Consider the following 25,233-nt stretch of genomic DNA (forward strand, 5'->3'; position numbering starts at 1 on the left):
TACTATAGATTTTATATCTATGAGAGAAATTAGCGCTGGCGCGGACGACCGAACCGAGACGCGGTCCGTCGGCTGGTGGTCGATGCTCGAGCGGGGACCCGGACGGAAGCGGTCAGCGGGCCGAAGAAGGCGAGAAGGTGCCGTGAGAACAGCGGTCGACGGGATCGCTCGAGAGCGAGAGCGATAGAAAGACGAATGCCTACAGGAGGTACGTCTCGTGGCGTTCACCCAGGTCCTCGAAATCGTCGGCCGCCTCGACGAGTTCCTCGGCAGTCGAGGATTCGAACGCCATCACCTCGACCTTGACACCCTCGTGGCGCAGGTGCGAACAGAGCCTCGAGAAATCGCCGTCACCGGTACAGAGGACCATCGTGTCGACGTGGTTGGCGAGGGTGACGGCGTCGAGGCTCATCCCGACGTCCCAGTCGGCCTTTTTCGTCCCGTCAGAGAAGCGCTTGATGTCCTTGATCTTGGGCTCGAAGCCGATGTCGTACAGTGCCTCGAAGAAACTCTCCTCCTCGGGCGAATCGGCCCGGATGACGTAAGCGATCGCGCGCGTGAGCTGGCGGCCGTCGACGGCCTCCTCGAGGAGTTCAGAGTAATCGATGTTTCGACTGTAGATACTCTGGGCGGTGTGATAGAGATTCTGCGCGTCGACCAGAACCGCGACGCGCTGGCCCGGATGAACGTCTGTCATACGGTGTCTTGTGCGGGCCACCGTGAAAACCGCTTCCATCTCCAATGTCGTGAAAAGAACGCTGCCAGTGAAAATGGGGTCGAATCGACTCGAGGAGGCCAAATTCGGTCCTTTCGACGGTCGCGAACCATGCGAGTGACTGGTATCGGCTTATCCGTCTCACGGGTGAAGGGAGCCCCATGGAAAAAGACAATTCAGTATCACGACGGCGAGTGCTCTCCGCCGCGGGCGCCGGTGTCACCCTGGCACTGCTCGCGGGCTGTACGGAAGGAGGCGGGCCGGGCGACAACAACACTACCGGCGACGATACGGCCGATGGCGGTGACGAGAACGAGACTGGCGCCGGTGGAACGGATGACGAGACCGGAGACGGCAACGAAACCGGAGACGGCAACGAAACCGGAGACGGCAACGAAACCGGCGCTGACGGCGGTGGGGGAGACTGGGAGGACGTCGACGAAATCGTTCTCGACGGGATCACCGAGGGGTGGGAGGGCGTCGAACCGGCGCCAATCGAGGGGGAGACCAACCCGACGCTCACCCTGTTCGAGGGCCAGGAGTACGACATCACCTGGGAGAACATCGACGGCCAGCCCCACAACATCGTGATCTGGGACGACAACGACGAGGTCGTCGAGGACTACCAGACCGAGATCATCGAGGAGGAAGGCGAAACCCAGACGCTGACGCTCGAGGCCACCTCGGAGATGACCCAGTACGTCTGCGAGGTGCACGTCGGGACGATGCTCGGCGAGATTCAGGTCGAGTCGGGCGGATGAGACGGTCGAATCCGGAGAACGAATGGCTCTAGCGGACGAAACGGCCGAATGCAGACGGTGAACAGGACGATCAGTTCCGAAGTCGCGCGATACGCTTCTCCGTAGGCGGGTGCGTCGAGAGCACCTGCTGGAGGAGGCTGCGGTCGGTGTTCAGAATGCACAGCGCGCTGACGCTGTCGTCGATCCTCGATTCGCGCCCTTCGGCGCCCCGCGAAATCTTCTCGAGCGCGCGGGCCAGCGGGTCGCCGGTGCCGATGGCTTCGCGGGCGTCGGCGTCGGCGACGTACTCGCGGTAGCGGCTGATCGCCATGACGAACAACATGACGAGGAAGTTCGCCGCGATGGAGGCGACGTACGCGAGGACGAAGCTCCCGATGTTGTTCTCGCCCAGGCCGCGGACGACGAAGAAGACGGCGTAGCTGACGATCATGCCGATCGACTGGCCGAGCACCATCGTGATCACGTCGCGGTTGTTGATGTGGGCGAGTTCGTGGGCGATGACGCCCTCGAGTTCGTCACGCTCGAGCAACCGGATGAGTTCGGTCGAGACGACGACGATGCCGGCGCCCTTCCGGCCGGTGGCGAACGCGTTGGGGACGCCCATGTCGGCGACCATGAGCCGCGGCTTGGTCTCGAGGCCCATCCGCTCGCAGAGCGTTTCGGTCATGTGGTGAATCTCCTGGTACTGCCCGGATTCTGGCATGTCCTCGGCGCCGACGCTCCTGACGGCCATCCATCGCCCGAGTTTGTACTGGATCGCCGGGACGACGATGATCCCGACGCCCAGGACGAGGTACAGCGGTGCGCCGAAGGCGGCGGCGAAGACGAACCCCCCGAGAAGGTAGAAGCCGAACAGGATCGAGCCGACGATTGCCATCCGGACTTTCAATCCAAAGTCGTTCATACGCGTTCCAGTTAGCGTTTCTGACGTATAAATATCGCGGGAAGTCACGGCCTCGAGTCGGTTTTTGCCCGACACTGGAGCTGCGGCTCGACGATCGACGCGGACTGTCGGCCAGCCCGAACTGCCGACAGGCGGGGCCGACGATCAATTCACGGAGCCAACCGACTCGAGAGGGGGCTCGAGCCGTCAACCCGTGTGACCGACGCTGGAATCCGTCGCGTGATAACACGCCAGGCAGATTTGACGAGAGGCGCAACCGATAAGTTCCTCGACTGCCGTGTGTCTCGTATGCGTCGCGTCACGCTCGCGGTCGAGGCCCGTTCGACGACCCGGAGCGACGCGACCCCTCGTTTTCGCCCCACAAAATCGAAAAAACGTGCGTAAGAGTGCTCACTGCGAGATTAGCACCCTCGTTTCGGGCACGTTTCGGATCGAACGCACGGTCTAACAATTCACACTTCAGAGGGCAGCGCGGTCGTTTCGCGCTGCTTTCGAGTGCAGAATCCACGGCCCACGACCTACGGCCCACAAACCCACACCCACACCAATGACACACGACAACGACATCGACTTCACGGGCGTCTTCCCGGCGATGTGCACGCCCTTCGACGCCGACGAGCGAATCGACTACGAGACACTCCGCGCGGACGCCCAGCGCCTCGAGACCGCCGGCGTCGACGGCCTCGTCCCCGTCGGCTCAACCGGCGAGTCCGCCACCCTGACCCACGACGAGCACGTTCGCGTGCTTGAGGCGGTGATCGACGCCGTCGACGACGTGCCCGTGATCGCGGGCACCGGTTCGAACAACACGCGCGAGGCGCTCGAACTCTCCGAGCGCGCGGCTGACGCCGGCGCCGACGGCCTCCTCCTGATCTCGCCGTACTACAACAAGCCTGAACAGCGCGGCCTACTCGAGCACTACCGGACTATCGCGGACGCGGTCGACGTGCCCCAGATCGTCTACAACGTGCCCTCGCGGACGGGCCGGACGATCGAGCCGGACACGGTCGTCGAACTGGCAGAACACCCGAACATCGGCGGCTACAAGGCCGCCGAGGGCGACCTCGGCGTCATCGGCGAAATCGTCGAGCGGACCGCTGACTCGGACTTCTCGGTGCTCTCGGGTGACGACGCGCTCACCCTCCCGATGCTCTCGATCGGCGGACGCGGTGGCATCAGCGTCGTCGCCAACATCGAACCCGAACGAACCGTCGCGATGGTCGGGGCCGCCCTCGAGGGCGACTACGAGCGCGCCCGGGCCATCCACCACGAGCTCGGGCCGCTGATGCGCGAACTCTTCGTCGAGACGAATCCCATCCCGGTCAAGGAAGCGATGGCGATCCGCGGGTACGGCCCCGCGAGACTACGCCCGCCGCTCACCCGCCTCCAGGACGAGTACCGCGACGACCTCGAGGCCGTCCTCGAGGACCTCGAGAACCGACCCGTCTCCCGGGCGGAGGCCGAGTGATGAGCGTCCGGGTCGGCGTCACGGGCGCGGCCGGCCGCATGGGGCGACGTGTCCTCGGCGTGCTCACGGACCGGGACGACTGCGAGGTCACCTTCGCGGTCAACCGGAGCACCGACGTCGAGCGCCTCGAGGGCATCGAGATCGAGTCCGCTCTCGAGATCAACCTCCTGCTCGAGGAGCGCGACCCGGACGTCGTGATCGACTTTACGGGTCCGGCGTCGGCGCTCGAATACGCTGCCGCCTGCGCCGAGGCGGGCGTCCCGTTCGTCACGGGGACGACGGGGTTTTCGGACGACGAGAAGTCCCAACTCGACGCCCACGGCGACGACATCGGGCTACTTCACAGCCCGAACTTCGCTCGTGGCGTCCAGGCGCTGCTCACGCTCGTCGGGGACGCCGTCGCAAGCCTGCCCGGCTACGATGTCGAACTCGTCGAGACCCACCACAACGGGAAGCGCGACGCCCCGAGCGGGACGGCCAACCGACTGCTCGAGGAGATCGAAGCGGCCGGCGACTTCACGGACCGCGTCCACGGTCGGGAGGGCGAGCAGCCGCGTCGAGCGGGCGAGATCGGTGTCCACGCCCTGCGGGCCGGGAACGTAACGGGCGAGCACGAGGTCGTTCTCGCCGGCAACCACGAGGAACTACGACTCACCCACCGCGCCGAGGACCGGGGCGTCTTCGCCGCCGGCGCCGTCGACGCGGCGGTCTGGCTAGCCGGCCAGGAACCCGGCCGATACGACTTTGCGGAGGTACTTTCAGCATGAGCCCATCCACCGACAGCAACACAAACGCGAATTCGAACGTAAACGCGGACGCAGACGCGGACGCGAGCGCCCTCGAGTCCGCGATCACCGACCTGTGGAACCGCTACGAGGCGAACGACGTCGACGCCGAGTCGGCGACCGAAGACGACATGGCGACGCTCGAGACGTTCCTCGACGCGCTCGAGGCCGGCGACGTCCGCGCGGCCGAACCCCGCGGCGAGGACGGCGAGTGGACGGCCAACGCCTGGGTCAAGCAGGGCATCCTGCTCAACTTCGGCCTGCGCGAGACCCGCGCCCGCGAGTACGGCGGCGTCACCTACAACGACGTGCTCCCGCTCGCGGACTCGAGCGACTTCGGCGACCGCGGTTCCCGGAACACGCCCGACGGCACGGTCGTCCGGCGGGGCGCCCACGTCGGCTCGGACTGCATCCTGATGAGCCCCGCGTTCGTCAACGTCGGCGCCCACGTCGGCGACGGGACGCTCGTCGACTCCTGCGATACGGTCGGATCGTGCGCCCAGATCGGCGCGAACGTCAAGCTCGGCGCCAACACGCTGATCGGCGGCGTCCTCGAGCCGGTCGAGAACGCGCCCGTCGTGATCGAGGACGGCGTCTCGCTGGGCGCTGGCTGTCGCGTCACCTCGGGATTCGTCGTCGGCGAGAACTCCGTCGTCGGTGAGAACACGCTGCTCACCCCGCGGATCCCGGTCTACGACCTCGTCGAGGAGGAGGTCGTCTACGGCGAGTTACCCGCCGAACGGCGCGCCTTCACCAGATTCGTCGAGTCCTCGATCAGCGACCACGACCTGTTCGAGGGCGGCGCGTACAAGCCCGCCGTCGTCGCGACCGCCCTCGAGGACCGGACACTCGAGCGCTCCGAGCGCGAGGAGGTGTTACGGGACCGATGAGCGCCGCCGAATCGGGGGTACCGAACCCGCCAGTACGCCGCCTCGGCGACTGGAGCGCGAGCCACCTGCGGAACCTGGCCGACGACTACGGGACGCCGCTGTACGTCCTCGACCTCGAGCGCGTCCGCGAGAACTACGAGCGACTCGAGACCGCGTTCCCCGAGAGCGAGATCATGTTCGCGGCGAAGGCGAACGCGCTCGGCAGCGTCCTGGAGACGCTGCTCGAGGCCGGCGCGGGCATCGAGTGTGCCTCCGCAGGCGAACTCCTCCGGGCGCTCGAGGCGGGCGCGCTGGGCGAGCGGGTCCACTACACGGCGGTCAACCCGCCCGCGGCGGACCTCGACGTCGCCGTCGAGACGGCCGACGAACACCCGAACCTGACGATCACCGCCGGGGCCGAAGATACCATCGACCGGCTCGCCGAGCGAGGTTACGACGGTCGCCTCTGCCTCCGGGTGAACCCCGGTATCGGCGCAGGCCACCACGAGAAGGTCCGGACGGGCGTGGACGCGAAGTTCGGCGTTCCCGTCGACCGGGCGGTCGAGACGGCCGTCGACGCCGCCGAGCGCGGGTTCGACGTCGTCGGCGTCCACGCTCACGTCGGCTCCGGCGTCTCGAGTGACGACCTGGACACTCACCGCCAGTTCGTCTCCCGGATGGGAGACCTCGCACGAGAGGTGAACGAGGCGTTGACCGCCGCTCCCGACGCGCAGGCGGGCCTCGAGTTCGTCGACGTCGGCGGCGGCTTCGGCGTCCCCTACCGCGAAAGCGAGGCGCCGCTCGACCTCGAGGCGGTCGCCGACGCCACCCGCGACGCGCTGGGGGAAGTCGACGCCCGACTGACGATCGAACCCGGTCGGTACCTGGTGGCCGACGCTGGGGTACTCCTGGCGCGGGTGAACACGGTCAAGGAGGCCCCCGAGACGACCGTCGTGGGCGTCGACGCGGGCATGACGACGCTGGCTCGACCGGCGATGTACGGCTCGTACCATCCGATTCGAAACCTCGAGGCCGACGCCGTCGATCGACCCGAGAACTCGCAAACGGTGACGGGTCCCATCTGCGAGAGTTCGGACGTCTTCTGTACGGACCGCTCGCTCCCACAAACGGCCCGCGGCGACCTGCTCGCGATCGGCAACGCCGGCGCTTACGGCTACGAGATGGCGAGTACGTACAACTCCCGTCCGCGGCCCGCCTCGGTCGTCCTCGAGGCCGACGGCTCGGCGGCGCTCTCGCGGCGCCGCGAGACGCTCGAGGACGTGCTTCGACTCGAGCGGGCAGCTGGAAATGGAGACGGCGGGAGCGATAGCGACGAACCGAACCGCGGCCCACCGCGGGAGGTGTCCCGATGAGTGCATTCGCCGACGTCCACTTCGAGAAGTACCACGGGACTGGCAACGACTTCCTCGTGATCGACGCCGAGACCTACGTCCCCGACCGGCGGGGCCTCGCCAGTCGCGAGTGTGACCGCGAGACCGGCGTCGGCGCCGACGGCATCCTGTTCCTGGCGCTCGAGGATCGGTACAACCCGCCGCGGGTAATCATGACGCTCGTCCAGCCCGACGGCGGCACGGCGCCGATGTGTGGCAACGGTGCCCGCTGCGCCGGTCGGTGGGCGATGGAGCGGACCGACAGCGACGAAGTCATGATCGACACGCAGGCCGGCACGCGACGGGCCTATCGCGTCGAGAGCGATGTGAACGACGGGAGTGACGGAAGCCACGGAAACGACAGCGACGAACAGGACCAGGATGACCGGATCGCCGTCGAGATGGGCGAACCGACCTTCGACCCGAAGTCGATCCCAGTACTCGCGGACGACCCCGTGATCGAGGAACCCATCGAGGGCCTCGAGGTCACGGTCGTCAATACGGGCGTCCCCCACGCCGTCGCCTTCGTCGACGACGTGAACGCGGTCGACCTCGAGGCCGTCGCGACGCCGGTTCGCCACGCCGATGCGTTCCCGCTGGGGACGAACGTGAACCTCGCGAGCCCAGGTGCAGAAGGGTTCCGCCAACGGACGTTCGAACGCGGCGTCGAGGGCGAAACCGACGCCTGCGGAACCGGCGCGGTGGCCATCGCTGCGGCTGCCCGCCGACTGGGGCTCGCCGACGGCAACTCGATTTCCGTTAGCCCGCCGGGCGGCGACCTCGAGGTCGTCTTCGACGGCGACACCGCGACCCTGATCGGCCCGGTCGAACACAAGTTCGACGGCGAGGTGCAAACGACTCACTTCTCGTCGTTCGACCCGTGACGGGAGCTTCGGAGGGATTCGACCCGATCACCTTCCTCGAGGATGCAGTCGCGATTCCCTCACACCCTGAGGCCGGAGTCGCCGAGATGCGAGCGTTCCTGGTCGAGACCCTCGAGGACCACGGCGTCGAGGCGACGGTCGACGAGGCGGGGAACGTGCTGGCGACGCGAGACGGAAAGACCGACAGCGAGGATGCAAGCGGTGAGCGAGGAACGCACTACGTCCTCAACACCCACATCGACACCGTCTCGCCACACGTCCCGCTCGAGGTCGGCGACGGCAAAATCCGCGGCCGTGGGTCCTGCGACGCGAAGGGACAGGTCGCCGCGCTGCTCGCCGCGTTTCTCGAGGCCGAGACGACGAATCGAGTGACACTCGCGATAACCCCCGACGAGGAACTCCTCTCGACGGGCGCTCACGCCCTCGTCTCCCGGCCCGACTCGCCAATTCGGGACGCCGACGCCGTCATCGTCGGCGAACCGACCGGCCTCGACGTCTGCACCGCCGCGAAGGGACGCTTCGAGGGGACGATCGAACTCTCTGGGGCGAACGCTCACGCCGCCGAACCGCAGTCGGGCGTCAACGCGGTGGCCGCCCTCGAGCAGGTTCTGGGGGCGCTCGAGACGTTCGACGATCGCGAGGACGCGCCGCCCGACCACCCCGACCTCGGGGCTGCGACGCTCACGCCGACGGTCGTCGAGGGCGGCGAGGCTACCAATCAAGTCCCCGACCGGGTTCGACTCACGGTCGACCGCCGGAGCATTCCACCCGAAACCGCTGAGGGATTCGAGCGGGCGCTGATAGCCCACCTCGAGGCGGCCGTTCCCGCCGACGTCGGCGTCTCCTTCTCGTTCACTGAGCGGCCGACGCCGTTCCTCGAGGCCTGGGCGACCGATACCGAGGCGCCGGTCGTCGACGCCCTCGCGGCGAGGGGGAGTGGCGAGGTGCGCCCGTTCACGGCCGCGACCGAGGCCTCCTACTTCGCCGACCACGCGCCCACCGTCGTCTTCGGGCCGGGGGTGCTCGCGGACGAGAACGGCGCCGTCGCTCACTCCCCGCGGGAGTACGTCGAAACGGCCGCCGTTCGGATGGGAGTGGAGGCGGTAAAGCGAGTGCTCGAGTCGCCGTAAGTGGCGAACACCGGGCGAGCGCCGACTCGTGAGGCAGGGCGGGTCCGAAGCCCTTTCCTCGAGTCCGCTCGAACGACGCGCAATGAGCGAACGCGCAGCGGACGCGGGGCGAGAGGAGGGCGACAGCGAGGACGCCGACCTGCGGACCATCGCAGACTACCAGTTCGGGGCCGGCGCCGGCGCGGCGCTGTTCCCGCCCAGCGAGGATCGGCGCATCGAGCGAACGACGTCCGGTCGCCCCCAGCAGATTCACGCTGACCGCGGGCGGGTCGTCTCCTTCGGCACCGACGGCCGATTCACCCTCGGACTCGAGGGCGGTCGCCGCCTCCACGACGCGCTCGAGCCGCCGTCGTACCGGGTCGTCGTCGACGACGAGAGCGAACCGTTCGTTCGCGACGGGAAGAACGTCTTCTCGAAGTTCGTCCTCGAGGCAGGGCCCGAGATTCGACCGGGCGACGAGGTGCTCGTCGTTCACGAGCGGGGCGACCTGCTCGCGGTTGGGCGGGCAGAACTCGACGGCGAGTCGATTCTCGACTTCGAATCTGGGATGGCGGTGAACGTTCGGAGCGGAGCGAGTCGGGCGGACGACTAGGTCAGTGATTGCACCCGTCTCACTCGAGGCGTCGCGCTCGGACCAGCGCTTTGAGCGGGGCGAACGAGACGACGCGACCGTCTTCGACCCGAATGTCGAACGTCTCGGCGGCCTCGGCGGAGGCCTCCCGTAGCGTTCGTTCGACCCGTTTTCGCTCCTCGCCGGTACAGGACTGGCCGTCGGCCCAGGATTCGAACTCGAGTTGCTTTCGCAGTCGAACCGTCTCCTCGAGCGCGAATCCCGCTTCTCGGAGCCACTCGTGCCACCGCTCGATCGTGTAGGACTCGACGTGGGTCGGATCACGGAGCCGTTCGACGCGGTTGATGAACTCGCCCAGCGACGGGTCCGCGGGCGCTACGTTATCCTCGAGTGCGAGCACGCCACCGGGCTCGAGCACGCGGGACGCCTCCCTCACGAACGCCGTCGGGTTCGGGAAGTGGTGGGCGGCGATCCGACAGGTGACGGCGTCGAACGCGTCGCGGGCGAACGGAAGGCGCTCGGCGTCGACGATGGCCCCCTCGAGGCCGCCGAAAGCGTCGACAGCGGTCTCGACCATGGACGGCGCGGCGTCGGTCGCGACGACGGTCGGAACGCCTCGATCGGCGACGGCACCAGCGGTGTGGCCCGCGCCCGTCGCGACGTCCAGGGCACGCGTCGCATCCGCACACCACGACGTCAGTCGCTCGAGGTCGGCGCCGTGGCGGTGGACGTCGCTGTCGAGGTAGTGGTCGCTCGCCGCATCGAAGGCGGCGGCTGTCTTCCGTTTTCCATCGTGTTCCTCAGTCACTGGCTCGCTATCGGTCGACGAGAGCCGTATAGGTGTCGACCGTTCGTCAGCGTCGTCGCGTGCTCGAAGCCGCCGTCCTCTCGAGTCCCCGAGTCGCGCGGTCGAGGTCGTACGTCGGTCTCGACTCGAGCCAGTATACTGACCGGTGATAGGCCTATGTTACTCGATGACATAGATACAGTATGCTTCCACGACTCCGACGATTCCTGGTCATGCTCGGCGGGGCGGTCGTCGCCGCCGCCGTGATCACGCTCCTGTTCGCCCCACCGACGCTCGTCACCGGAGTGGTTACCTTCGCCATCGTGATGGTCGCCGGCGCCACGCTCTCGTACGTGATCGGCTACCTCGAGACGCCGTGGGCGACGCCCGGCTACGTCGACGCCGACGAGGAAATTCGATCGCGTGACCACACCGAAACGGCCAACCGCGACGCCGAAGAGCTTCGGTGGACGATCCGTGAGGGGATCGGCGTCGCCATCGCCTCGCTGTTCGGCCTGCTGTTGCTCGCCGCGTTCTTGCTCCAGGCGACCACCCTGTTTACCGGCTCGGCGCTGACGGCGACCCAGATCGGCGTCTGGGCGGTCATCGCGATCCTCGGGATCACGATGATGGTCCTCGGACTGTGGAGTTGGCGGGGCCGGGACGGCCTCGAGAGCGGCGAGTCACCGGAGTCGGGAAGCCTTCGGTGAGGTCGCATCTCGAGTTCCGTCGCTCGAGTCGAGATGCGACGGAGACACGAAAGACGGAAAGTCGAAGGACGCGAGAGACGGTTCCGGTGGGTTTTTGCCCGCGGCTGGCCACGTCTCGAGTATGTTTGGAGGCGGCGGCGGACTCAATCCACGGAAGATGGAACAGATGATGAAACAGATGGGAATCGACGTCGACGAACTCGACGCCGAGGAGGTCATCATCCGGACGGCCGATCACGACCTCGTCTTCACCGACGCGGACGTCACGAAGATGGACGCCCGTGGTCAGGAGACCTATCAGGTCATCGGGACGCCCGAGGAGCGCGAGCGCGGGGGTGCCGGCGACGCTGGCGGCGCCGACGCGGACGAAACTGACGCGGACGCCGACAGCGAGTCGGCCATCCCCGACTCGGACATCGAAATCGTCGCCGCCCGAACCGGCGTCAGCGACGACGAGGCCCGCGAGGCCCTCGAGGCCGAGGACGGCGACCTCGCAGCCGCAGTCGAACGCCTCGAGTGAGCCCAGTACTCGCGTGACGGGATCACCTGATGGCGGAGACGAGAGTGGAACTGACGAGCGAGACACGAACGCAGACGTGAACGCGAGCGACGCGGGCGAACCGGTAGCCGAAGGCGAAGCCGAAGCCGAAGCGGAACCCACCGACCGACCGCCGGTCTTGCTCGTCCACGAAGACCGCGAACACCTCGTCCAGCCCGGCGAGGAGTTCGGCTCCGACCTCGGCGTCCTCGAGGTCCCCACCGACGTCGAACCGGGGCAGGTCCTCGAGACCCACCTCGGCACCGAGTTTCGCGTCCGAAAACTCCGCGGCCCCGACCTCTTTCATCACTTCGAGCGTACCGGCGCCCCGATGGTGCCCCGCGACGTCGGCCTCGTGATCGGCGAGACCGGCGTCGGCGTCGGGGACCGCGTGCTCGACACCGGTACCGGCACCGGCGTCCTCGCCGCCTCGATGGCCCGCGCCGGGGCGACCGTGGTGAGCTACGAGCGCGACCCTGAGTTCGCCGAGGTTGCGCGGGAGAACATGGCCCTCGGCGGCGTCTCGAGCGACGTCGAGGTCCGGACGGGCGATCTTCGAGACGACATCGAGACCCTCGCCGCGGACCCGGGTTTCGATGTCCTCACCCTCGACACAGGCGACGCGCCGACCATCGTCGAGTACGCGCCCGACCTCCTCGTCGAGGGCGGGTTCGTGGCCGTCTACAGCCCATTCGTCGAGACCGCCCGCGAGACCAGCGAGGCCGCCCGTGAGGCCGGACTCTCGAGTGTCGTCACCCGCGAAACCATCCAGCGGGAGATGACCTTCGACGACCGGGGATCCCGGCCGTCGACCGCCCCCGTTGGCCACACTGGATACCTGCTCGTCGCTCGACTCGAGTGATCTATTTGTCGAGTGATTGACTATCGAGTCGCTCGCTACGGGCGTCAACGACGAACTCGAGTGATCGATTCCGCGAGAATCAGTTGTCGTCTTCGCGCCACTTGTACTCGCACTCCGCGCAGATGAAGAACCTGGTCTCGGACTCGTCCGCCGAGCGCGTCTGCTGGAGGTACCAGTACGCCTGGTCGTGGCCACACTCGGGGCACCGGGCCTCGGTCTTCGGGAGCGACGTCTCGTCGGAGGACTCGATTACCTCGGTGGCCTCCTGGTCTTCGGTGACCACGTACTCGTCGCTGTTGCCTTTCGGTTTCTTGGCGCCGCACTCGTCATTTCCACAGACCCATTCGTCGCCGTCCGCCTTCATCATCGAGCCACATTCGTCGCAGAATTCCATGTATCCGGCTACGGGAGTCGAGACACATTAATGGCGCGTTCCGCCGCGGACGGCGAGGAATCGAGAGACGCGAGGAACGGAAACCGAAACCGAGCGGCGACGCCCTCAAGTGCGAGTCGACTCGGCCTCGAGCATCGTGCTCACTGTTCCGTCACGACCGCGAAAAAACGAGAACAGGCGATCCCCCCAGTGGATCGGTTAGTGGTAGATGGTTCCCCCATCGCTCGCCCGCGTCTGCCTGGCACCCCATACGCACGGCATCCGCGGTGCGCAGCAGCCTGTCTAACGTGCTGCTAACTCGGGATAGCAGGTTCTTCCATATAAAAACATGGGATTTTTCGTCTCGAGGAACGATGGGAGGCCACCTCAGTCCGATCCTGAACACGGTCTGGCGGCCGTTGAAGCGTCACCGTCTCTCGTTTTCCGCCCGCTGCTACCCGCAGCGGTTCGTCTACCAACAGCCGACCGCAGCCTCGCACCGTTCGAACGCGGATGGAAAAGCGACCGCGTCGCTCGAGCTACTCGAGCAACCAGCTCAACACCGCCTTCTGGGCGTGAAGCCGGTCTTACAGCCACGTTTTTTCGCTCGGGTTCGCTCCACTCACCTCTCGCGAAAAAACCTGGACGAAAAACCCACTCACTCCGTTCGTGGGACCAGCTACTCGAGCAACCAGCTCAACACCGCCTTCTGGGCGTGGAGCCGGTTTTCCGCCTGGTCGAACACGATCGAGCGCTCGCTCTCGATGACGGCGTCGGTGATCTCCTCGCCACGGTGGGCCGGCAGACAGTGCATCACGGCGGCCTCGGGCGCGTGCTCGAGCAGCTCCTGGTTGACCTGGAACCCATCGAACGCCCGAAGACGGATCTCGCGTTCGTCCTCCTGCCCCATGCTGACCCAGACGTCGGTATAGACGACGTTCGCACCCGTCACCGCCTCGACGGGGTCGTGCGTCACCGTCGGCACCGTTCCGAGTTCGGCCGCCCGCTCGAGGACGGCCTCGTCGATGCCGTGTGCTTCGGGCGTCGCTACCGTGAGGTCGATTCCGGCGAGTGCACAGCCGAGGACGAACGACTGGGCGACGTTGTTGCCGTCACCGATCCAGGTCGCCGAGACGGAATCGAGGTCGGCGAAGCGCTCCCGGATCGTCAGGAGGTCCGCCAGCGTCTGACACGGGTGGGCGTCGTCGGTTAGCCCGTTGACGATCGGTACGTCCGCGTACTCAGCCATCACCCGGATGTTCTCGTGTTTGAACACTCGGGCCATCACTGCGTCGACGTACCGCGAGAGGGTCCTCGCCGTGTCTTTGAGCGGTTCGCCCCGACCTAGCTGGATGTCGTCGGCTCCGAGGAAGATGGCGTGCCCCCCGAGGTGAGTCATCCCCGTCTCGAAGGAGACGCGCGTCCGGGTGCTGGGCTTCTGGAAAAGCATGCCTAGCGTTTTCCCCGGCAAGTCGGCGTGACCCTCGCCGCGCGTCTGGGCGAGTTTGTAGTCGGCCGCCCGGTCCAGGACGGTAAACAACTCCTCGCGCGAGAGGTCGTCGACGTCGAGCAGGTGACGCACGTCGCCCTCACTTCCGGCAGCCGAGCGACTGGCGTGGGCGGGACGAGTCGAGTCGTCCGTCATCACGCGCCCTCCCCCCGGAGCGTGTTCCCGACGTGTTCGAGGACCGCGATTGAGCACTCGTAGTCCGCGAGCGAGAGCCGTTCGTCGGGGGTGTGATCGAGGTTCGAGTCGCCGGGGCCGTAGGTAACCATCGGGCAGTCCCACGCGCCGGCGTAGAGATTCATGTCGCTCGTTCCGGTCTTCCGGAGGAGTCGCGGCTCGCCGCCTTCCTTTCGGATCGCGACGCGGAACGCCCGCGCGATTTCCGTGCGTGGACTCTCCATCACCGGCGGGATCGGCTCCTTCCAGGAGACGGTGCCGACCTCGAGGGCGGCCTCTGCGGTCTCCCTGACGCTGTCGGCGTCGAGACTCGGTGGGATGCGGAGTTGTGCCTCGAGGGTCGCCTCGACTGAGAGGCCGTCCTCGGTGGTGCCGCCCTCGAGCGAGACGGGTTTGGCGGTCACTTGCTCGAAGACGGGTTCGTAGTCGTCGGGCTCGAACGCGTCCTCGACGGCCGACCACCAGCGAGTGGCCTGCTGGATGGCGTTCGGCTCGGGCCGGGAGGTGTGACCCGACTCGCTGGTCGCGACGTAGGTTCCGGCCAGGAACCCGCGGTACCCGAGCGTGATGCCGTCGACGCCGGAGGGTTCGCCGTTGATCACGGCACCAGGTGCCTCCCGGTCGGCGACGAGGTGGCGCGCACCCCGCGAGTCCGTCTCCTCGCCGACGACGCCGACGAAGGAGACGCCGGTGCTGACGGCGGCGACGGCCATCGCGGCCAGCGGGCCGGTAGCGTCGACACTGCCGCGGCCCCAGAGGACGTCCTCGCCCGCGGTCGCGATCTCGGCGTCCACGTCTTCGTCGCTCGCCGGCTCGACCCGAACCGGAATCTTTCCCGGCACGGTGTCGACGTGGGAGGTCAGGAGGAGCGCGTCGTCGGCCGGCGCGCGCACGTTTCCGACCTCGTCGATCCAGACCTCGCGGTCCTGGGCCTCGAAGAAGTCGACGAGCACCGCGGCGGCCGCGTCCTCCTCACCCGAGGGCGAGGGAGTCGAGACGAGGTCTATCAGCAGTTCGCGGGCCGCCTCTCGAGTGACTGCACTCGAGTCGAAGTCGGTGCTCGTCTCGCTACCGTCACCCTCGTCGGCGGGAGCAGTCGCCGTTTCGTCCGTTTCGTCGGTCTCCATTGCTGTCGTGGCCTGCGTCATTGTTCTTCCATGTCTCGAGTCATTGCTCTGCCGTGGGTGTGAGAATCGCCGACACCGCGTCGACGGCCTGGTCTGCGTGTTCGCGCTCGAGGACCAGCGGCGGGAGCAACCGAACGACGCTTCGGCCCGCTGGCAAGGCGAGTATCTGGTGCTCGAGTGCGAGGTCGCGAAGCACACGATTGGCACCGCGCTTGACTTCGAGGCCGAGCATCAGGCCCTCGCCGCGGACGTCCCGGAGGGGCACGTCGGACGCCTCGAGTTCGGCTTTCAGGTAGTCGCCAACCTCCGCGGCGTTGGTCGACACATCCTCGTCGACGAGGACGTCGATGGTGGCGTTCGCGGCCGCACAGACGAGCGGATTCCCGGAGAACGTCGACCCGTGTGGACCGGCGTCCTCGGCGATCCAGTCGGCACACAGGGTCGCCCCGAGCGGGAGTCCACTGGCGAGCCCCTTCGCGGTCGTGAGGATGTCGGGCTCGACGGGTCCCCCGACGGCCTCGTTCTGACAGGCCCACGTCGTCCCGGTCCGGCCGAGTCCCGTCTGGATCTCGTCGAAGATCAGCGCCGTCCCCGTCGCCTCGGTGACCTCGCGGGCCGCCTCGAGATAACCCGCCGGCGCGGGATGGATGCCGCCCTCGCCCTGGATAGGTTCGAGGATCACTGCGGCGGTGTCGTCGTCGACGGCGTCCGATAACTCGTCTGCGTCCCCGTAGGTGACGAACTCGACGTCCTCGAGCAGCGGTTCGAACGGCTTCTTGTACTTCGGTTTCCACGTCGCCGAGAGCGTGCCCGCCGTCCGGCCGTGGAAGGCGCGTTTGGCGGCGACGATCTTCGTCACGCCGGTCGCGCTCCGGGCGAACTTCAGCGCCGCCTCGTTGGCCTCGGTACCCGAATTGCAGAGCCAGACGTTCTCGAGGTCGCCGGGGGCGAGGGCGGCCAGCCTGGTATGGAGATCGGTCCGGGACTTGACGGGGTACGAACCCTGGACGTAGAGCAACTCGCCCGCCTGCTCCTGGATCGCCTCGACGACCTGCGGGTGGCAGTGACCCGTCGGCGTGCAGGCGTAGCTCGCGCCGAGGTCGAGGTAGTCGGTGCCGTCCTCGCTCGTGAGGAACGTGCCCTCGCCCGAGGCGATCGAGATTGGCTTTTCGGAGAAGACGAACCCGCTCATTGGTTGGTCACCTCGACCGCCGCCTTCTCGTCTACGTCGTCATTGTCAGTTTCGCCACAGTCCGCGTCGGCATCGTCAGCTTCGCCATCGTCCGCGTCGCCGCCGTCTGCGCCGCCGTCGAGCCCCATCCCCAGCGCGCCAGGGGTGATCGTCGTCCCGTGACCCGCGAGGGCGTTCGAGACGGGATCGTTCGCGTTCGCATCCGCGACGACGACCGAGCTCGCGCCGGTCTCGAGGGCCTCTTTCGCGGCCATGACCTTCTTCGTCATGAAGCCCTCGGCGGCGTCCTGGACGGCCGCGAACGAATCTTCGTCCGTCGCCTCGTCGATTTTCGTCGACTCATCTTCAGGATCGGCGTAGATGCCCGAGACGTCCGTCAGGAGCACGAGGTCGGCCTCGAGCGCCCCCGCGACGGCCGCGGCCGTGCGATCGGCGTCGGCGTTGACCGCGGTGTAGCCGCCGTCTTTTTCCGCGCCCAGGACGGGCCCGCCCACGACGGGCACGTACCCGCCCGCGAGCAGGGTCTCGAGGAGGTCCGAATTGACGTCCTCGATGGTTCCGGAGTGGTCGCCGCGCTTGATCTTCTTCTTGCCGTCCTCCTGGACGCGGACGGCCGATTTGCGCTTACCGGACAGCAACTGACCGTCGACGCCCGAGAGGCCGACCGCGTCGACGCCCTCGTTCTGCAGGGCCTCGACGAGGTCGGTGTTGAGCTTCCCGGGCATGACCATCTTGAACACGTCCATGGTGCGCTCGTCGGTAAACCGCCCGACGACGCCGCCGGGGGTCTCGACGTAGGTGGGCTCCTCGCCCAGTTCCTCGAGGGTCTCGTCGACGGCGGTGGAGCCGCCGTGAACGACGACGACGTCTTCCCCGTTAGCGGTGAGATGGGCCACGTCGGCTAGGGATCCCGCGGGGTCGACGGCTCGAGCGCCGCCGATCTTGACTACGACGGCCATCTCAGGGCGCCCCCACGGGATGCAATCCCGTAAACTCGAGTCCGGCGGTCTCCTCGAGCCCCAGCGCGATATTCGCGGCGTGGACGGCCTGGCCGGCCGAGCCCTTCATCATGTTGTCGATGGCCGAGAAGACGACCACGCGCTTGTTCGAGGGGTCGAGTTCGAAGCCGACCTCAGCGTAGTTCGTCCCCGCGACCGCTTTGGGTTCGGGGTAACGGTAGACGCCGGAGCCGCCGGCTGCCATGCGGACGAACGGTTCGTCCTCGTACGTTTCGCGGTAGGCTTTCCAGAGGTCGCCCTTCGAAACCGGGCCCGAGGGGAAGACGTGACTCGTCGCGCTCGCGCCCCGAACCATGTCCACCGCGTGGCAGGTGAACGCCACCGAAGTGCCGAGGAACTGCTCGATCTCGGCCTCGTGGCGGTGGCCCGTCGGCGCGTAGGGGCGGACGACCCCCGAACGTTCGGGGTGGCTCGAGGCCTCGCCGCCCCCGGCGCCGCCCTCCGAGGAGCCGACTTTCACGTCGACGACGATCTGTTCTCCACCCTCGAGGATGCCGTGCTCGAACAGAGGGTACAGCCCCAGGATCGTGGCGGTGGCGTTACAGCCGCCGCCGGCGATCAGGTCCGCACCCGCGAGGTTCTCACGGTTGATCTCGGGGAGGGCGTACTCCGCGCGCTCGAGATAATCCGGACTCGTGTGGCCGTCGTACCACTCGTCGTACTGTTCCTCGCTCTCGAGACGGAAGTCCGCCGAGAGATCGACCACGGTGTCTGCAACGTCGAGGAACTCGTCGATCTGGCCCATCGAGACGCCGTGCGGCGTCGCCGTGAAGAGCACGTCGACGGACTCGAGGTCCTCGGGGTCGCTGAAGCGCAGGTCGCTCCCGCGCATGGGTGGGTGCTTCGAGCCGACGCTCTTTCCCGCCGCAGAGCGGCTCGTGGCCTGCTGAATCTCAAAACTCGGGTGGCCGGCGAGCAGACGGAGGAGTTCCCCGCCCGTGAAGCCGGTGCCGCCGACGACGGAGGCGGTGACGGTCTCGGCGTCGGTCGCGGTCGCGTCGTCCGCGGCTTGTGCGCCTGTTGCCATCACAACGTCACCTCGAGTTCGGCGTCGTTCGCCCCGTCCTCGTCGGTCGTGGCCTCGGCCTCGGCTTTCGCCTCGAGCCAGTCGACCACTGTCCCGGGGACGTCCACGTCGACGGCGTCGTTGAGCGCCTTGAACTCGACTGTGTGGTTGACCTCGTGGACGGTGTACGAATCACCTGTTTCCATGAGGTCGATACCCAGCAGACCCCCGCCGACGGCGTCGCTGGCCTTCTCGACCAGTTCGAGCGCCTCGTCGTCCAGTTCGAACGGTTCGGTCTCGGCTCCCTTGGCCGCGTTGGTGAGCCAGTGGTCCGAGGAGCGAGCCATCGCCGCCACGGGTTCGCCGTCGACGGCCAGGACGCGCACGTCCCGGCCCGGTTTCTCGACGAACTCCTGGACGTAGAACACCTTGTGCTCGTAGTGGCCCAGCGTCGCCTTGTGCTCGAGGATCGCCTCCGCGGCGCTCTTCGAATCTATCTTGGCCATGAGGCGTCCCCACGAACCCACCACGGGCTTGAGGACGCAGGGGTAGCCGAAGCTCTCGATGGCCTCGAGGGCGCTCTCTTTGGTGAACGCTACCTTCGTCGCGGGCGTGGGAACGCCCGCGGACTCGAGCGCGAGGCTGTTCTTCACTTTGTCGGCGCAGATTTCGGCTGTCTCGTTGCTGTTGACCACGGGAACGCCGTAGGCCTCGCAAAACCGCGTGGCGTAGAGGCTGCGACTGGTGGCGAGACAGCGGTCGACGACGAGGTCGAGATTAGCGAACGTCTCGCCGGCCTCGGCGACGTCGAAGGTCTCCGTGCGCACGTCGATCTTTTCGACCTCGTGGCCGCGCTCGCGAAGCTCGTTGAGGAGGAGCTTCTCGTCCTTGCGGATCCGGGAGTAGAGTATTCCTACGTGCAAGGTCACTCACCCCAGTCCTCTTCGAGCTCGGGGGCTCGCTCGAGGACTGGCGGCTCGGTGTCGATCACTTCGAGTTCGGCTCCGCAGGTGGTACAGTCGACGATTTCTCCGACTTCCAGATCGTCGTGCAGGGCCAGGTCCGCCCCACACTCGACGCATTCTGTCATTGTACTCCCCTCTCGGGGACGATACACCTTAAACCCTTCGAACCTACCAAATATATTATAAAACTATATTCGCCTCTAAGGACGTCAAAATCCTATTATCCCGCAAATCTTGTTTCGAATGTCATCGAAATAGTATAGTGTCCCCTGGCGGGGACGGCGGCGATCGCGGCGGCCGCACCACCAAGCCAGGACAGACGGGACGACGCTCACGCATACGTCATCACCTCGGACCGAAGCTCGTCGTGGGCCGTCTCGAGTGCGGTCTCGAGGTCGTCCACGGCCACCTCTTGGCTCTCGAGCGCGTCGCGAGAGGACTCGAGCTGGGACTCGACGGCGTCGGGCGCTGGCCCACCCATCGAGTCGCGACTGGCCACGCTCGCCGCGGGGTCGAGCGCCGACCGGACCGCCTCGGAATCGGCGTACGTCTCGAGTGGTTCGCCGAGTACGTCCTCGGCAGCCGCCTCGATCGCGCCGTAGTCGGCCCCGTTCTCGGCGGCGATGGCCACGATCTCGTGGGCCGTCCGGAACGGCACCCCGTTCGCCGCCAGCAGGTCCGCGACGCCGGTCGCCGTCGAGAACCCAGCGCCCGCCTCCGCGGCGAGGGCGTCCTCGTTCCACTCGGCAGTGGCGACCGCGCCGGCCGCCACGCGCGTCGCCTCGAGGACGGCGTCGACCGTCGACCACGCGTGCGGGGTTGCCCGCTGGAGGTCGCGGTTGTACGCGCGCGGGAGTCCCTTGAGCGTCGTCATCAGGCCCTGCACCCCGGCGGCTGCATCGCCCGCGACCGCGCGGACGAGTTCGAGCGTGTCGGGATTCTTCTTCTGGGGCATGATCGACGACGTCGAGGAATAATCGTCCGAGAGGTCGACGAAGCCGCGGTTGGCGAAGAGGATCACGTCCTCGGCCAGCCCCGACAGCGTCGTCGACAGCGTCGAGAGCGTCTGGACGGTCTCGAGCAGGAAGTCCCGGCTCGAGGACGCGTCCATCGAGTTTTCCACTATGCCGTCGAACCCGAGCAACTCGGCTGTTCGCTCGCGGTCGATGTCGAACGTCGTCCCCGCGAACGCAGCCCCGCCCAGCGGCGAGACGTTGATCCGCGCGTAGGCCTCGAGCAGGCGTTCGGTGTCGCGGCGAATCGCCCCCTCGTAGGACAGCGCCCAGTGGGCGACCGTCGTCGGCTGGGCGGGCTGGAGGTGGGTGTAGCCGGGCATCGTCGTCTCGACGTGCTCGCTCGCGACTGCCGAGAGGGCCTCGCGTAGCGCGAGCGTCGCTTCGAGCGCTTCGAGCACGTCCTCGCGGAGGCGGTACCGGATGCACGCGGCGACCTCGTCGTTGCGACTGCGGGCCGTGTGCATCTTCCCGCCGTCGGCTCCGACCTCGTCGATGACGGCCGTCTCGATGGCCTCGTGGACGTCCTCGCCGTCGGGGAGGCGCGCGTGTCCGTCGACCTCGATGGCGTCGAGCGCGCGTAGAATGTCGGCCGCGGTGTCGTCCTCGACTATCTCGCATTCGGCGAGCATCACGACGTGGGCGCGGTCGACCGCGAGGTCCGCTTCGAAAATGCGCTCGTCGGCTGCCAGTGAGGAGAGGAACCCTCGTGCGGGGCCGCCGCTGAAGCGGCCGCGGCGGACGACGCTGCCGGCGTCGCTCTCGTCGGTCGAACTCGAGCGGGGCACGTCGGTGTCGCCCTGCAGGGAATCCTCTCCGGTCATGGTCACTCGTCGATCGTCTCGCTGGCGCCGCCGTCGGTCGCCATCTCGAGGCTCTCACCCTCACCCTCGCCTTCGAGCGACTTGTTGGCCAGGCGGCGCTGGAAGCCGTGGTACTTCGCGACGCCTGTGGCGTCTTCCTGGTCGATCTTGCCGACGGTCTCGGTGTCGAAGGAGGCGTGGGCCGCTGAGTACGCCGCGTACTCGCTGTCGCGGGCGACCGGGCGTGCCTGGCCGCCCTCGAACTTGATCGTCACCGTGCCCGTGACGCGCTTCTGGGTCTCGGCGATGAAGCCCTCGAGCGCGCTCACGAGCGGGGCGTCGACCAGACCCTCGTAGCCCTTCTGGGCCCATTGCTGGTCGACGTGCTGTTTGAACTGGCGCTCCTCCTGGGTCAGGACGAGGCCCTCGAGCGACTCGTGGGCGTTGAGCAGCGTCGTCGCCGCGGGGTGCTCGTAGTTCTCCCTGACCTTGAGCCCGAGCATGCGGTCTTCCATCACGTCCGTGCGCCCGACGCCGTGGGCGCCGGCGATCTCGTTGAGGTGCTCGATGAGGCTGACGGGGTCCATCTCCTCGCCATCGACGGCGACGGGGTACCCGTTCTCGAACTCGATCTCGATCAGTTCGGTGTCCCCGGTGGGTTCCTGGGTCCACTCGTAGATGTCCTCCGGTGGGACGTAGCCGGGGTCCTCGAGTTTATCGCCCTCGACCGAGCGACTCCAGAGGTTGGTGTCGATCGACCAGTCGCCCTCGTTTCCGCCCTCGACGGGCAGGCCCTTCTCCGCGGCGTACTCCTGTTCCCACGTGCGCGTGAGTCCCAGTTCGCGGATGGGGGCGATGACCTCGAGGTCCGAGTCGCGCCAGACGGCCTCGAAGCGAAGTTGATCGTTCCCTTTGCCGGTACAGCCGTGAGCGATGCCCGTACAGCCGTGTTCCTCGGCGACCTCGAGAATCTTCGAGGCGATCACGGGGCGAGCGAGTGCGGTTCCGAGCGGGTAGCCCTGGTAGGTCGCGTTCGCGCGAACACCATCGAGACAGAGCTGGGCGAATTCCGCTCGCGCGTCGACGACGTAGTGCTCGAGACCGAGGGCCTCGGCGGTTTCTTTGGCTTCGGCAAACTCCGAAGCGGGCTGACCGACGTCGACCGTGACGCCGATGACGTCGTCGTATCCGTATTCTTCCTCGAGCAGCGGGACGCAGATGGTCGTGTCCAGTCCGCCCGAGAACGCGAGTGCAACGCGTGTCATATCGTACTCGAGTACAATCGGCTACGGGACTTAAATTCGTTGGTTTTATTTTCGTAATTTAATGGTGAAGTGGACACTAACCGGGAAAAACAGGAAATCCTGCAACGTTGAGCAGTACCGAAATCTGGGGATGAAGTAGTAGTGGGCCTAAAGGCCCGGTCGTCGTCGCGGGGCGACGGCGCTCGCGCTACCGAGGACAGCGAGAACGGTAGTGGCGAGTGCGCTCATCTGGACGAACGTACGATACTCGAGCTATTAAAGGCTACTGGGTGGGCAAATGTTACGTTTCGCTTCCCGTGTCCGCTCCATTCGCGGTGACGCCGTTGACGGACTCGGCCTCGTCCGCGAGCGTCAACACGTTCTCCCGCCCGATCCGGAACGCCTCGATCGTGCCGTCTTCCCGGAGGCCGCTGACGACCTGACTGGTCTTCGCCTCGGTCCACTCGAGTGTCGAGACCACCTCCTGTTGTTTCATCCGGCCGCCGTGTTGCTCGAGCAGGCGAACGACGCGTTCTTCGTTGCTCAGTAACGCGTCCGGCGGCGTCGACGGCTGGCGTTGCGTCGACGTTTCGGGCTCGGAAGGCTCCGGCTCGGGTTGGTCCCGCCACGACCCGATCGGGAAGTCAGTGGAATCACCGTTCCGCAGGGCGAACCAGCCCACCGCAGTCACGATCGCGAGGACGAGGAGTCCGAGGGCTGCCAGCCATGATCGTGAGAGGGGCGACTGGTCGTCCGGTTCGGGGGGCGACGATTCCGACGTCTGTACCATGAGTTCGACGAACGGTTCGTCCTCGAGGAAGTCCGTCTCGTCGCCGTTCCAGATCGCCGCCTGCTCGCGCCGGTCGTTGGGGAACGGTTCGATCGTCTGGGCGCTGAAATCCGCCGGCCAGGTGACGATCAACTGCGTACGGTCGTCGAGTTCGAGATGCCCGAAGGCGTCGCCGATCCGGATCCGGTGGTTGAGTTCGACGCTCGCGAACTCCTCCCACAGGAACTGGACGCGGACGTAGCCGGTTTCCTGGGGCGTCGACGTCTCCTCGAGCGAGACGCGGTAGCCGCTGGCGGTCATGTCCCGGCCCGTCTCCGCGGCGGCGGCGTCGACCCGCTCTGACCAGTTGGTCTCGACGTTCTCGAGGTACGTCTCGTTTTCCGCCTCGATCGTCGACCGGACCGACTCCCAGCGGTCGGTAGCGTTTTCCTCGCCGTCGAGTCGGTACCGGTACTCGAGGGTCCAGGTGGCCGATCCGTTCTCGTGGACCGTCACCTCGATCGTGAGTTCGTCGTAGCCGGGCGGCGTCGCTCCCGAAATCGCGCTCTCGTTACCCGTCTCGTTGGCCGCGTTTCCACCCGTATCGTCGCTCTCGTTAGCGTCGCCGGTGTCGTTCGCGTCGTCAGTCTCGTTGGCGTCTCCGGTATCGTTCGCGTCGTCAGTCTCGTTGGATTCTTCCTGGAGCGCAGTACTCTCGAGCGACTCCACCGACGGTCCCGTTAGAACGGTCGCGTCGCTCACCGATCCAGCTGCCATCCCGGCGTCAGTCGAACCGTCCAGGCCGAGACGTGCACCCGCTTCGGCCTCGAGGTCGCCGCCGTCGGCGACAGCGATCGATGGAAATCCCGCGCACAGACACCCGAGCACGACGAGCACTCCGAGGAGCGCCCGGTGCTCCCTCGCATCCATCGTTCACCATTGGCATGGCCGGACAAATAGGTCTTTCCGACCCGGAACCGGTTGCGCCCACTGGAGCGGCGCTCTTTCGCTCATTCTCCCGACGTTTTCCGCGGTGGACTCGCGAGCGGCGTGCGGCGGTCGCCCCCTCGAACATTTGCTATATAAACTATAGTTTTGGGCGATCGTCCATCGAACACCGCCACGCTCATACCGTCCCGGGAAGTACCCCAAACCAGTGTACAGCGTCAACGTCCCCGTTCCCGGCCGCGTTCGGGCGCTCGCAGCCGACCTCTATCCGTCGCTGGTCGGTTTCGAAACCGTACGGGACGATCACTCCCTCCTGCTCAAACGCCTTGGCGACGCCCCCCAGGTCGACCGTCTCCAGCACCGCGCTCACCGCGCCCTCGAGGGCGCCCCCGCGGTCGAGGCCGCGATCACCGGCATCGACTACTTCGCAGAGCCGCCGCTCGGCTCGGCGCCCGTGGTATACCTCGCCGTCGAGAGCCCCGGCCTCGAGCAGATTCATCGCGATCTCGCCGAGGTATTCGACCCCGTGGAGGGCCTCGAGGGGCCCGACTACGTTCCACACGTGACGCTGGCCCGGGGCGGCGACCTCGAGACGGCCCGCCGACTCGCCGACCGCGAAATAGATCGGGTTACGTGGACCGTGAGCGAACTCGAGTTCTTCGACGGCCAGTATCGCCTGCCGGTGAGTCGGATTTCGTTGCCTGCTTAAGTACGG

At 66.8% G+C, this 25,233-nt stretch carries 27 protein-coding genes; 13 read left to right on the forward strand and 14 right to left on the reverse strand.

The features are described from left to right. Nucleotides 1-19: 19 nt before the first annotated feature. The gene (locus tag ACFQO4_RS05825; RefSeq protein ID WP_500259998.1) at nt 20-187 is read left to right on the forward strand and encodes a hypothetical protein; all 168 of its coding nucleotides are present in this window, start codon (nt 20-22) and stop codon (nt 185-187) included. A 12-nt stretch (nt 188-199) separates the two neighbouring features. On the opposite strand, the gene ACFQO4_RS05830 is transcribed toward ACFQO4_RS05825, so the two are convergent. Beyond that, entirely contained in the window at nt 200-697 is a 498-nt protein-coding gene (locus ACFQO4_RS05830; protein ID WP_500259999.1) for a LabA-like NYN domain-containing protein, read from the reverse strand. A gap of 179 nt (nt 698-876) precedes the next feature. Between ACFQO4_RS05830 and ACFQO4_RS05835 the strand changes: the two genes are divergently transcribed. Continuing rightward, nucleotides 877-1,476, forward strand: a complete 600-nt coding sequence (locus ACFQO4_RS05835) for a cupredoxin domain-containing protein (RefSeq protein ID WP_500260000.1) — start codon at nt 877-879, stop codon at nt 1,474-1,476. Nucleotides 1,477-1,546: 70 nt separating this feature from the next. Here ACFQO4_RS05835 and ACFQO4_RS05840 read toward each other — a convergent pair whose 3' ends face one another. Next, on the reverse strand, nt 1,547-2,380 hold the full coding sequence (locus tag ACFQO4_RS05840; RefSeq protein ID WP_500260001.1) for a M48 family metallopeptidase: 834 nt from the start codon (nt 2,378-2,380) through the stop codon (nt 1,547-1,549). 547 nt (nt 2,381-2,927) lie between these two features. On the opposite strand from ACFQO4_RS05840, the gene dapA reads away from it, so the two are divergent. The 7 genes from dapA to ACFQO4_RS05875 all read left to right on the forward strand — a co-directional run bounded on the left by dapA (nt 2,928) and on the right by ACFQO4_RS05875 (nt 9,499). Further along, the gene (gene dapA, locus ACFQO4_RS05845) at nt 2,928-3,848 is read left to right on the forward strand and encodes a 4-hydroxy-tetrahydrodipicolinate synthase (RefSeq protein WP_500260002.1); all 921 of its coding nucleotides are present in this window, start codon (nt 2,928-2,930) and stop codon (nt 3,846-3,848) included. Then, nucleotides 3,848-4,615 carry a 4-hydroxy-tetrahydrodipicolinate reductase gene (gene dapB, locus ACFQO4_RS05850; RefSeq protein ID WP_500260003.1) on the forward strand — a complete coding sequence of 256 codons (768 nt, stop codon included), beginning with the start codon at nt 3,848-3,850 and terminating at the stop codon, nt 4,613-4,615. Before dapA ends, dapB begins: the two co-directional genes overlap by 1 nt. After that, nucleotides 4,612-5,523: a 2,3,4,5-tetrahydropyridine-2,6-dicarboxylate N-succinyltransferase gene (locus ACFQO4_RS05855; RefSeq protein ID WP_500260004.1), complete on the forward strand. Its 912-nt coding sequence runs from the start codon at nt 4,612-4,614 to the stop codon at nt 5,521-5,523. The genes dapB and ACFQO4_RS05855 overlap by 4 nt, the downstream gene beginning before the upstream one ends. Beyond that, nucleotides 5,520-6,875, forward strand: coding sequence for a diaminopimelate decarboxylase (gene lysA / locus ACFQO4_RS05860; RefSeq protein ID WP_500260005.1), 1,356 nt, complete (start codon nt 5,520-5,522; stop codon nt 6,873-6,875). Before ACFQO4_RS05855 ends, lysA begins: the two co-directional genes overlap by 4 nt. Beyond that, nucleotides 6,872-7,777: a diaminopimelate epimerase gene (dapF, locus tag ACFQO4_RS05865; RefSeq protein ID WP_500260006.1), complete on the forward strand. Its 906-nt coding sequence runs from the start codon at nt 6,872-6,874 to the stop codon at nt 7,775-7,777. Before lysA ends, dapF begins: the two co-directional genes overlap by 4 nt. Beyond that, nucleotides 7,774-8,907: a M20 family metallopeptidase gene (locus tag ACFQO4_RS05870; RefSeq protein WP_500260007.1), complete on the forward strand. Its 1,134-nt coding sequence runs from the start codon at nt 7,774-7,776 to the stop codon at nt 8,905-8,907. Before dapF ends, ACFQO4_RS05870 begins: the two co-directional genes overlap by 4 nt. Before the next feature lie 82 nt (nt 8,908-8,989). Then, nucleotides 8,990-9,499, forward strand: a complete 510-nt coding sequence (locus ACFQO4_RS05875) for a PUA domain-containing protein (RefSeq protein ID WP_500260008.1) — start codon at nt 8,990-8,992, stop codon at nt 9,497-9,499. Between the two features lie 19 nt (nt 9,500-9,518). On the opposite strand, the gene ACFQO4_RS05880 is transcribed toward ACFQO4_RS05875, so the two are convergent. After that, the gene (locus ACFQO4_RS05880) at nt 9,519-10,286 is read right to left on the reverse strand and encodes a class I SAM-dependent methyltransferase (protein ID WP_500260009.1); all 768 of its coding nucleotides are present in this window, start codon (nt 10,284-10,286) and stop codon (nt 9,519-9,521) included. 182 nt (nt 10,287-10,468) lie between these two features. On the opposite strand from ACFQO4_RS05880, the gene ACFQO4_RS05885 reads away from it, so the two are divergent. The 3 genes from ACFQO4_RS05885 to ACFQO4_RS05895 all read left to right on the forward strand — a co-directional run bounded on the left by ACFQO4_RS05885 (nt 10,469) and on the right by ACFQO4_RS05895 (nt 12,375). Beyond that, nucleotides 10,469-10,975, forward strand: a complete 507-nt coding sequence (locus ACFQO4_RS05885; RefSeq protein WP_500260010.1) for a hypothetical protein — start codon at nt 10,469-10,471, stop codon at nt 10,973-10,975. Nucleotides 10,976-11,096: 121 nt separating this feature from the next. Beyond that, nucleotides 11,097-11,495: a nascent polypeptide-associated complex protein gene (locus tag ACFQO4_RS05890; RefSeq protein ID WP_500260011.1), complete on the forward strand. Its 399-nt coding sequence runs from the start codon at nt 11,097-11,099 to the stop codon at nt 11,493-11,495. 76 nt (nt 11,496-11,571) lie between these two features. Continuing rightward, nucleotides 11,572-12,375, forward strand: coding sequence for a methyltransferase domain-containing protein (locus ACFQO4_RS05895; RefSeq protein ID WP_500260470.1), 804 nt, complete (start codon nt 11,572-11,574; stop codon nt 12,373-12,375). A gap of 79 nt (nt 12,376-12,454) precedes the next feature. Here ACFQO4_RS05895 and ACFQO4_RS05900 read toward each other — a convergent pair whose 3' ends face one another. The 11 genes from ACFQO4_RS05900 to ACFQO4_RS05950 all read right to left on the reverse strand — a co-directional run bounded on the left by ACFQO4_RS05900 (nt 12,455) and on the right by ACFQO4_RS05950 (nt 24,500). Beyond that, a complete protein-coding gene (locus tag ACFQO4_RS05900) occupies nt 12,455-12,769 on the reverse strand; it encodes a transcription factor S (RefSeq protein ID WP_500260012.1) in 315 nt (104 codons plus the stop codon). A gap of 658 nt (nt 12,770-13,427) precedes the next feature. Beyond that, nucleotides 13,428-14,393, reverse strand: a complete 966-nt coding sequence (gene argF, locus ACFQO4_RS05905) for an ornithine carbamoyltransferase (protein WP_500260013.1) — start codon at nt 14,391-14,393, stop codon at nt 13,428-13,430. Then, on the reverse strand, nt 14,393-15,580 hold the full coding sequence (locus ACFQO4_RS05910) for a [LysW]-lysine hydrolase (RefSeq protein WP_500260014.1): 1,188 nt from the start codon (nt 15,578-15,580) through the stop codon (nt 14,393-14,395). The genes argF and ACFQO4_RS05910 overlap by 1 nt, the downstream gene beginning before the upstream one ends. A 19-nt stretch (nt 15,581-15,599) precedes the next feature. Continuing rightward, nucleotides 15,600-16,751, reverse strand: coding sequence for an aspartate aminotransferase family protein (locus ACFQO4_RS05915; protein ID WP_500260015.1), 1,152 nt, complete (start codon nt 16,749-16,751; stop codon nt 15,600-15,602). Then, on the reverse strand, nt 16,748-17,710 hold the full coding sequence (locus ACFQO4_RS05920) for an acetylglutamate/acetylaminoadipate kinase (protein WP_500260016.1): 963 nt from the start codon (nt 17,708-17,710) through the stop codon (nt 16,748-16,750). The genes ACFQO4_RS05915 and ACFQO4_RS05920 overlap by 4 nt, the downstream gene beginning before the upstream one ends. A gap of 1 nt (nt 17,711) precedes the next feature. Further along, nucleotides 17,712-18,797 carry an N-acetyl-gamma-glutamyl-phosphate reductase gene (argC, locus tag ACFQO4_RS05925; protein ID WP_500260017.1) on the reverse strand — a complete coding sequence of 362 codons (1,086 nt, stop codon included), beginning with the start codon at nt 18,795-18,797 and terminating at the stop codon, nt 17,712-17,714. Then, nucleotides 18,797-19,705 carry a lysine biosynthesis protein LysX gene (lysX, locus tag ACFQO4_RS05930; RefSeq protein WP_500260018.1) on the reverse strand — a complete coding sequence of 303 codons (909 nt, stop codon included), beginning with the start codon at nt 19,703-19,705 and terminating at the stop codon, nt 18,797-18,799. Before lysX ends, argC begins: the two co-directional genes overlap by 1 nt. Further along, a complete protein-coding gene (gene lysW, locus ACFQO4_RS05935) occupies nt 19,702-19,866 on the reverse strand; it encodes a lysine biosynthesis protein LysW (protein ID WP_500260019.1) in 165 nt (54 codons plus the stop codon). Before lysW ends, lysX begins: the two co-directional genes overlap by 4 nt. A 206-nt stretch (nt 19,867-20,072) precedes the next feature. Then, nucleotides 20,073-21,578: an argininosuccinate lyase gene (gene argH / locus ACFQO4_RS05940; RefSeq protein ID WP_500260020.1), complete on the reverse strand. Its 1,506-nt coding sequence runs from the start codon at nt 21,576-21,578 to the stop codon at nt 20,073-20,075. A 2-nt stretch (nt 21,579-21,580) separates the two neighbouring features. Then, nucleotides 21,581-22,822 (reverse strand): argininosuccinate synthase, encoded by a 1,242-nt coding sequence (locus ACFQO4_RS05945; RefSeq protein ID WP_500260021.1) that lies wholly within the window; start codon nt 22,820-22,822, stop codon nt 21,581-21,583. Between the two features lie 280 nt (nt 22,823-23,102). Then, on the reverse strand, nt 23,103-24,500 hold the full coding sequence (locus ACFQO4_RS05950; protein WP_500260022.1) for a helix-turn-helix transcriptional regulator: 1,398 nt from the start codon (nt 24,498-24,500) through the stop codon (nt 23,103-23,105). A 226-nt stretch (nt 24,501-24,726) separates the two neighbouring features. Between ACFQO4_RS05950 and ACFQO4_RS05955 the strand changes: the two genes are divergently transcribed. After that, the gene (locus ACFQO4_RS05955; RefSeq protein ID WP_500260023.1) at nt 24,727-25,227 is read left to right on the forward strand and encodes a 2'-5' RNA ligase family protein; all 501 of its coding nucleotides are present in this window, start codon (nt 24,727-24,729) and stop codon (nt 25,225-25,227) included. Nucleotides 25,228-25,233 lie beyond the last annotated feature (6 nt).

Origin of the sequence: Saliphagus sp. GCM10025334, assembly GCF_042663485.1 — an archaeon.
In the GTDB taxonomy this organism is placed as follows: Archaea; Halobacteriota; Halobacteria; order Halobacteriales; family Natrialbaceae; genus Natronosalvus.